This is a genomic window from Curtobacterium sp. ME12 (assembly GCF_903970855.1).
GTDB classification, from domain to species: domain Bacteria; phylum Actinomycetota; class Actinomycetes; order Actinomycetales; family Microbacteriaceae; genus Curtobacterium; species Curtobacterium poinsettiae_A.
This window is the reverse complement of record NZ_CAJCKD010000080.1, coordinates 1-212: the sequence shown is the minus strand read 5'-3', so window position 1 is coordinate 212 and position 212 is coordinate 1. Positions and strand designations below refer to the sequence as shown.

The 212-nt window shown below is 67.5% G+C and carries 1 protein-coding gene; it reads right to left on the bottom strand.

Annotated features, from left to right (window positions below):
* Positions 1–212 (bottom strand): hypothetical protein (locus H7A73_RS17940; RefSeq protein ID WP_220456650.1); only part of this gene is annotated, 212 nt, incomplete at both ends.

Genomic DNA, 212 nt, shown 5'->3' with positions numbered 1-212 from the left:
TCGTTGTCACGACGGGGAGCACGGTCGTCACGGTTGAAGCTGCGCGGTGCACGGTCGTCGCGGTCGAACGAGCGACGCGGACGGTCCTCGTTGTCACGACGGGGAGCACGGTCGTCACGGTTGAAGCTGCGCGGTGCACGGTCGTCGCGGTCGAACGAGCGACGCGGACGGTCCTCGTTGTCACGACGGGGAGCACGGTCGTCACGGTTGAA